The sequence below is a fragment of the Streptomyces sp. MK37H genome, assembly GCF_018035285.1.
GTDB lineage: Bacteria > Actinomycetota > Actinomycetes > Streptomycetales > Streptomycetaceae > Streptomyces > Streptomyces endocoffeicus.
Genome location: NZ_JAAAYH010000464.1, coordinates 1 through 6,785, shown reverse-complemented (window position 1 = coordinate 6,785; position 6,785 = coordinate 1). Strand labels below are relative to the sequence as shown.

The window sequence follows — 6,785 nt, the reverse complement described above, 5'->3', positions numbered from 1 at the left end:
TCCGGCCCGGCGCCGCCTGCGGACATGCACCTGGAAACGGCTGCGGTCCGCGCGGTGGTAGGCCGTGAAGTACTCCACCGGCCTGCCCTCCTGGTCCCAGGCGGTGCTGCGCAGGAGCAGCACCGGGTCGTGGGCGTCCACGCCGAGCGCCTCGGCCACCGACGGGGCGGCGGGCACCGCCTCCACCTCACGCCTGCCGTGGTCCAGGCCGACGCCGTACTTGCCCTCCAGCAGGGCGTAGAGCGACTGATGCGTCAGATCCTCGTCGAGCAGTCCGGGCGCCACCCGGTGCGGCAGCCAGGTGCTGGTCAGTGCCCATGGCTCGTCGTTGACGTAGCGCAGCCGCTCCAGATGGATCAGCGGTGCGCCCTCCTCGACCTCCAGCTCACGGGCGGCGTCCGCCGTCGCGGGGGCGAACTCCAGCCGGCGCACCGCGCTGACCAGCGCTCCACCGCGGGCGGCCACATCCTCGTACAGGCCCGTCATCGACTGGAAGAGCGACTCGTCGACCTTGCGGGCGGCCACGAAGGTGCCCTGCCCCTTGCGCCGTACGATGCGGCCCTCGCCCTCGAGTTCGTCGAGGGCCTGGCGCACGACGGTCCGGGAGACGCCGTACCGCTCGCACAGGGTCACCTCGCCGGGCAGCCGTTCACCCACCTTCCAGACGCTGCCGAGCTGTGGCAGCAGCAACTCCTTGAGCTGGGCGTAGAAGGGCAGTGCGGCGTCGCGGTCAATCCGTCCGGGTTCCACGGCGCAAGCGTAGCGCCTGGCGGCGAAGACAACAGCCCGTCCTCTTGACATCCTGTACGTACAGGCCGTCTTATCGCTGCCGGTGCCGGAGTCCACCCAAGGAGACATCATGTCCTGGTATCAGGGTGCCCGGATAGCGGTCACCGGAGCCGCCGGGGGCATCGGACGGGCCACCTGCGCACATCTGGCCGGTCTGGGCGCCGAGGTGTACGCCCTCGATCTCACCGCGTCCCCCGTCGGACGGTCCATCCTCTGCGATGTCACCGACGAGGACAGTGTGGCGGCCGCGATCGGCACGGTCGTCACCGAGGGCGGCCGGATCGACGGCCTGGTAGCGGCCGCCGGGGTCGTCGAGGACGACGTGCCAGCGGAGCGGATGAGCGCCGCCGAGTTCGACCGGGTGCTCGGCGTCAATCTGAAGGGCACGTTCCTGAGCTGCGCCGCTGCCGCCCGGCGGATGCTCGACGGGGCGGGAGGCCGGATCGTCACGGTCTCCTCGATGTCCGGCACACATATCGTCAACCACCCGCAGAAGCAGTCCGCGTACAACGCCTCCAAGGCCGCCGTGAGCGCGCTGACCCGTTCCCTGGCCGTCGAGTGGGGCCCGCGCGGGGTGCGGATCAACAGCGTCGCGCCCGGTTATGTCGCCACGCCGCTCAACGACCTCAAGCGGCATATGCACCCGCGCTGGAAGGAGGGCACGGTCGCCGGACGGTTCGCGGAACCCGAGGAGATCGCCGCCGCCATCGGCTGGCTGCTCGGCGACGAGGCCGCCTACTGCGTGGGCACGGAACTGCTGGTGGACGGGGGTTTCGCACTCCGATGAGCAGCACGTCGAGGACATCGGACGGGGCGGCGGAAGGGGACATGATGGACCGGCGGGTGACCGTGACCGCTGACGGCGACGTCGTCGTGGAGGAGGTGGCACGGGTACGGCCCGCGGCCGGCGAGGCGCGGGTGCGCACCCTGCTGACCGGCATCTGCGGTTCGGACGTCCACGCCCTCCGTGGTGAACACCCCTTCATCACCCGGCCGTACCACCCGGGACACGAGGCCGTCGGCGTGGTCGCCGAAACCGGCCCCGGCGTCACCTCCGTGGCCGAGGGGGACCGGGTGCTGCTCGAACCCAATCTGGTGTGCGGGGCCTGCCGCCACTGCCGCTCCGGCCGCTACAACATCTGCGGGGAACTGCGGGTCATCGGCTGCCAGACGGCCGGGGCGATGGCGGACGGCTTCACCGTGCGCGCCGACCGGCTGCACCGGGTGCCCGACCGGCTCACCGATGTGCGGGCCGTGCTCGTCGAGCCGCTGGCCACCCCGGTGCACGCGGTGCGCCAGGCCGGGGACCTCGCCGGCGGTGGTGTGCTGGTCCTCGGCGCCGGGCCGATCGGGCTGCTCACCGCCCTGGCCGCGCGGGCGGCGGGCGCGCGGACCGTCATCGTCACCGATCCGGTGGCGGCGAAGCGGGACCGGGCGGTGCGGCTCGGGGTGGACGCGGCGCTCGCGCCCGGTACCCCCGGCCTGCCGGAGCTGGTCAGGGAGCGGCTCGGCGGCGGCGCGGACGTGGTGTTCGACTGCGTGGCGGTGTCCGCCACCATCACCCAGGCCGTGCGGTCCGTCGAGAAGGGCGGCACGGTCATGGTCGTCGGGGTGCCCCAGGGCCCGTTGAATGTCCCGCTGGACCTGGTCCAGGACCGCGAGATCGCCGTGCGGGGCTCGCTGATGTACGTCGGGGAGGACATGCGCGCCGCGATGACGCTTCTCGGGACCGGTGTCGTACCGGCCGACGAGTTCGTCACCGCCACCTTCCCCCTGGACCGAGCGGATGAGGCGTTCCGGGCCGCGGGTGGCCCGGACCAGATGAAGGTGCTGGTGAGCGTCGGCTGACCGGCCCGCGAGCGCGACCAGAACGGCCCGAACGAAACCGCGCCGAAGCGGCCCGAACGAAGGAGACGGCGTGAAAGCCATCGTCTACGACCGACCCTATGCGTTCCGCTGTACCGACCTGCCGGATCCGGAGCCGGGCCCGGGTGAGGTACGACTGCGCGTGCTTTCCGCGGGAGTCTGCGGCACGGATGCCCATCTCCACCGCGGCGAGTTCTCCCCCCGCTATCCGCTCACCCCCGGCCACGAGGTGGTGGGCGAGGTGGAGTCGCTGGGGGAGGAGGTGACGACGCTCGCCGTCGGACAGCGCGTCGCCCTCAACAACCGTGTCTCCTGCGGTTCGTGCGCCAACTGCCGCCGCGCCAGACCGGCCTTCTGCACCCGGCTGCGGGACCACGGTGTCACCCGGCCGGGCGGCTTCGCCGAAATGATCGTGGTGCCCGCGTCCCACTGCCACCCGGCCGATGACATCTCCCTGGACGTGGTGGCGTTCGCCGAGCCCGTCGCGTGTGCCGTGCACGGCATGGATGTGCTCGCCCCACAGCCCGGCAGCGATGTTCTCGTCTTCGGCGCCGGAACCACGGGGCTGCTGCTCGCACAGCTGCTGGCCGGCAGCGGCGCGGGGCGGGTGACCGTCGCGGCGCCGACCGAGGCGAAGCTGAAACTGGCCCGGGACTTCGGCGCCGACGAGACGGTGGTCATGGACCGCGACGACTCCTCGGCCTCCCTCGGGGCGCTGCGCACCCTGGCACCCGACGGCTTCGACACCGTCGTCGACGCGACCGGCGCCCTCACCGTGATCGAGCAGTGTCTGCCGCTGACCCGCGACGGCGGAACCGTCTTCCTCTACGGCATGGCCGGGGAGCGGGAGCGCGTCGAACTCTCCCCGCACGAGATCTTCAGCCGGGAGCTGACCATCCGCGGATCCTTCACCCAGGCGTTCAGCTTCGATCGCGCGCTACGGGTCCTGCGCACGGGCCGGGTGCGCACCGACGGCATGATCACCCATCGGTTCGGGCTGGACTCGTACGGTGCCGCCCTCGATGCCGTCCGGGACGACCGCGGCTGCATCAAGGCGGTCATCCACCCCTGACCCCATACGGCCCTTGGCCCCGTACGGCCCTTGACCGCATACGGCGCGCGGCTGACCCCGCCGAGCGAGGTCAGCCGCGTGCCTGCCGTATGGAGTGCTCCGGCTTCAGGACGTGCCGGGCCGCACCGCCCAGGGCTGTTCCCCCGGCGCCATGTGTGGCGGCGTCGGGGTGGCCGCCTGGGTGTTGCCCATGGACTGCAACGCCGTGGCCACGACGGTCATTTCGGCGACACAGGCCCGCTTGGGGAGGGTGATGGCCGCCAGACACGCCTCGGCGATGTCCTGTGGCTGGACGAACAGGTCGCGCAGCTCCTGCGGCGGGGGCTCGGGCCGGTCGTCGAGGATCGGGGTGTTCACTATGCCCGGCAGGATGGTGCACACCCGTATGCCGTTGCCGTACTCGTCCATGCCCGCTCCCCGTGCGAGGCCCAGGAGCCCGGCCTTGGCGGCCTGATAGGCCGGGCCGGTGTGATCGGGCCAGGCCCCGGCCACGCTCGACAGGACGACCACATCGCCGCGGGCCTCGCGGAGCCGGGGGAGCAGGGCGTGCAGCAGGTAGAACGTCCCGCTCAGATTGGTGGCGAGCATGGAGTCCCAGACCGGGGGCGTCAGCTGGGCGAGGCGCCGCTCGGGAATGTTGGTTCCGGCGGCACACACCAGGGTGTCCACCGGACCGGACACCCGCCGCGCCCAGTTCCGTACCGCCTCGGGGTCACCGACGTCGACACTGTGGTGGTGCAAGCGGTCCGCCTCGGGCGCGGCGTCCCGGGCCTGTTCCTCGATCAGACGGCCACGCCGGGCCAGTCCGTGAACGGTCGCGCCCGCTTCGAGGAAGCGCCGCAGGATCGCGAGCCCGATGCCGCTGCTCGCTCCGCTGACCACAGCGGTGCGCCCGCTCATGTCGCCGAGCCGGCCGGAGGGGTGGCTGTTCATGGGGTGTCCTCGGGCGTCGGTGGTCAGAAGGTGCCGTCGATCGTGATGCCCCCGTCGACCCGGAGGGTGGCACCGTGCACGAAGGAGGCGTCGGGAGAGAGCAGGAAGGCGATGGAGGTGGCGATCTCGGCGGGCTCGGCCAGTCGGCGCATCGGTGTGCGCCGTATCAGCGTCTCCCGGTCCAACGCTCCCGACTCCAGGCCACTGCGCACCATCTCGGTGGCCACGTATCCCGGTGCCACGGTGTTGACCCGGATGCCGACCGCGCCCCACTCGGCCGCCAGGGTCCGGGTGAGGCCCAGCACTCCGCTCTTGGCGGTGGCGTAGCCGAGACGGCCGGGGAGCCCGAAGGTCGACCCGACGGAACCGATGTTGACCACACTGGCCCGGGGGCTGCGCACCAGCAGGGAGTAGGCACCACGCGCGCAGTGCATCGCGCCGGTGAGGTGGACCGCGAGCTGATGGGCCCACTGCCGGCTGTCGAAGTCCTGGGCCGCCTGCCGGAAGATCACGCCCGCGCCGTTGACCAGCGCGTCGAGCCCCCCGGCCCGCGTCGCGATGTCGTCGAACATCGCGGCGACACTGGCTTCGTCGGTGACATCGACGGCGACGGCCAGGTGTCCGCCGGCCACGGGGGACGCCGCGTCGAGGGCCGCGGCCTGCTCCTGGGCGGCCTCGCCCTTGAGATCGGCCACGACGACGCGCCAGCCGCGCTCGGCGAGGACCCGGGCCGTGGCGGCCCCGATTCCCTGTGCGGCGCCGGTGATGAGAACGGTGGGGTCAGCCATGGGACATCTCCGTAGCGGATTCGGCGGGCCGGGTATCGCGGTCACCCGGTGTGGAGGATCGCTTGAGGGACTGGCGGTAGGGGTCGGGGCTGATCAGTGCCGTGCACACGGTGATCAGTGCCATCGCCGTCATGTAGAGGGCGATGAGGTGGTAGCCGTCGCCCGCCTCCAGCAGGACGGTGGCGATCAGCGGGGACAGGCCGCCGGCGAGGACACTGGCCGCCTGCGAGCCGATCGAGGCGCCGCTGTAGCGGACCTCGGGCTCGAACAGCTCGGCGAAGTAGGCGGACTGCGGCGCGTACACCGCGTGGTTGCCGACGTTGATGCACAGGATCGTGACGAGATAGATGACCGGCAGCGACCCGCTGTCGAGCGCCCAGAAGAAGGGCCAGGACAGGGCGGCAAGCAGGGCGGAACCGAAGAGCACCACGGGCCGGCGTCCGACCCGGTCGGACAGCCGCCCCCACAGGGGCAGGCTGATCAGGCCCAGGACGGCCGTGATGATCACCCCGATGAGCAGGTCGTCGCGTTTCAGGGTGAGCACCGTCGTGCCGTAGGTGAGCACGAAGGTGGTGTGGATGTAGAAGGTGCTGTTCTCGGCGAACCTGATGCCCGCGGCGCGCAGGACGTTCTTGGGCTGGGTGCGGAGCACGGCGATCACCGGGCGTCGCTCGATCCGGCCCGCCCGCTCCATCGCGCGGAACACCGGGGATTCGTTCACCCGGAGCCGGACGACGAGCCCGAGCGCGATGAGCACCGCGGAGGCGAGGAAGGGAACGCGCCAGCCCCACGCTCGGAAGTCGTGGTCGCTCGTGGCGCCCGAGAGGGCGAAGAAGGCCAGGTTGGCGATGAGCATTCCGGCGGGAACCCCCATCTGCGGCCAGCTGCCGTAGAAACCACGGCGGTTGGGCGGTGCGTGCTCGACCGCCATCAGGGCCGCCGCACCCCATTCGCCGCCCACTCCGAAGCCCTGGACGACCCGCAGGGCCACCAGGAGCAGGGGCGCGGCCACGCCCCAGGTGGGGAAGCCAGGAAGCAGCCCGATGCAGAAGGTGCTGCCGCCCATCAGCAGCAGCGAGAGCACCAGCATGGACTTGCGGCCGATCTTGTCCCCGTAATGAGCGAAGACCACGCCGCCGATGGGCCGGGCGGCGAACCCCACGGCATAGGTGCTGAACGCGAGGAGCGTTCCCACCACCGGCGAGGTGCCGTCGGGGAAGAAGAGCGTGTTGAAGACCAGGGCCGCGGCGATGCCGTAGGTGAAGAAGTCGTACCACTCGATGGCCGTTCCGATCATGGTCGCCCAGGCCACGGTGCGGATGTCGGGTGTGGCGGCG

The 6,785-nt window shown here is 71.6% G+C and carries 7 protein-coding genes; 3 read left to right on the top strand and 4 right to left on the bottom strand.

The annotated features are described in order from the left end of the window. Positions 1–750 (bottom strand): GntR family transcriptional regulator (locus GWI24_RS37895; protein WP_308344224.1); only part of this gene is annotated, 750 nt, incomplete at its 3' end. Between the two features lie 109 nt (positions 751–859). Between GWI24_RS37895 and GWI24_RS37890 the strand changes: the two genes are divergently transcribed. The 3 genes from GWI24_RS37890 to GWI24_RS37880 all read left to right on the top strand — a co-directional run bounded on the left by GWI24_RS37890 (position 860) and on the right by GWI24_RS37880 (position 3,727). Further along, complete coding sequence (locus GWI24_RS37890) at positions 860–1,576, top strand: SDR family NAD(P)-dependent oxidoreductase (RefSeq protein WP_210950585.1); 717 nt, start codon at positions 860–862, stop codon at positions 1,574–1,576. Then, positions 1,573–2,637, top strand: coding sequence for a zinc-binding dehydrogenase (locus GWI24_RS37885; protein WP_247617448.1), 1,065 nt, complete (start codon positions 1,573–1,575; stop codon positions 2,635–2,637). The genes GWI24_RS37890 and GWI24_RS37885 overlap by 4 nt, the downstream gene beginning before the upstream one ends. Before the next feature lie 70 nt (positions 2,638–2,707). Next, complete coding sequence (locus GWI24_RS37880) at positions 2,708–3,727, top strand: zinc-dependent alcohol dehydrogenase family protein (protein ID WP_210950584.1); 1,020 nt, start codon at positions 2,708–2,710, stop codon at positions 3,725–3,727. A 105-nt stretch (positions 3,728–3,832) separates the two neighbouring features. Here GWI24_RS37880 and GWI24_RS37875 read toward each other — a convergent pair whose 3' ends face one another. From GWI24_RS37875 to GWI24_RS37865, 3 genes are all read right to left on the bottom strand, one after another. Next, on the bottom strand, positions 3,833–4,660 hold the full coding sequence (locus GWI24_RS37875; protein ID WP_210950583.1) for an SDR family oxidoreductase: 828 nt from the start codon (positions 4,658–4,660) through the stop codon (positions 3,833–3,835). A gap of 23 nt (positions 4,661–4,683) precedes the next feature. Beyond that, entirely contained in the window at positions 4,684–5,448 is a 765-nt protein-coding gene (locus tag GWI24_RS37870; RefSeq protein WP_210950582.1) for an SDR family NAD(P)-dependent oxidoreductase, read from the bottom strand. Then, on the bottom strand, positions 5,441–6,785 hold a 1,345-nt coding region (locus GWI24_RS37865; RefSeq protein ID WP_210950581.1), incomplete at its 5' end, for an MFS transporter. The genes GWI24_RS37870 and GWI24_RS37865, both read right to left, overlap by 8 nt.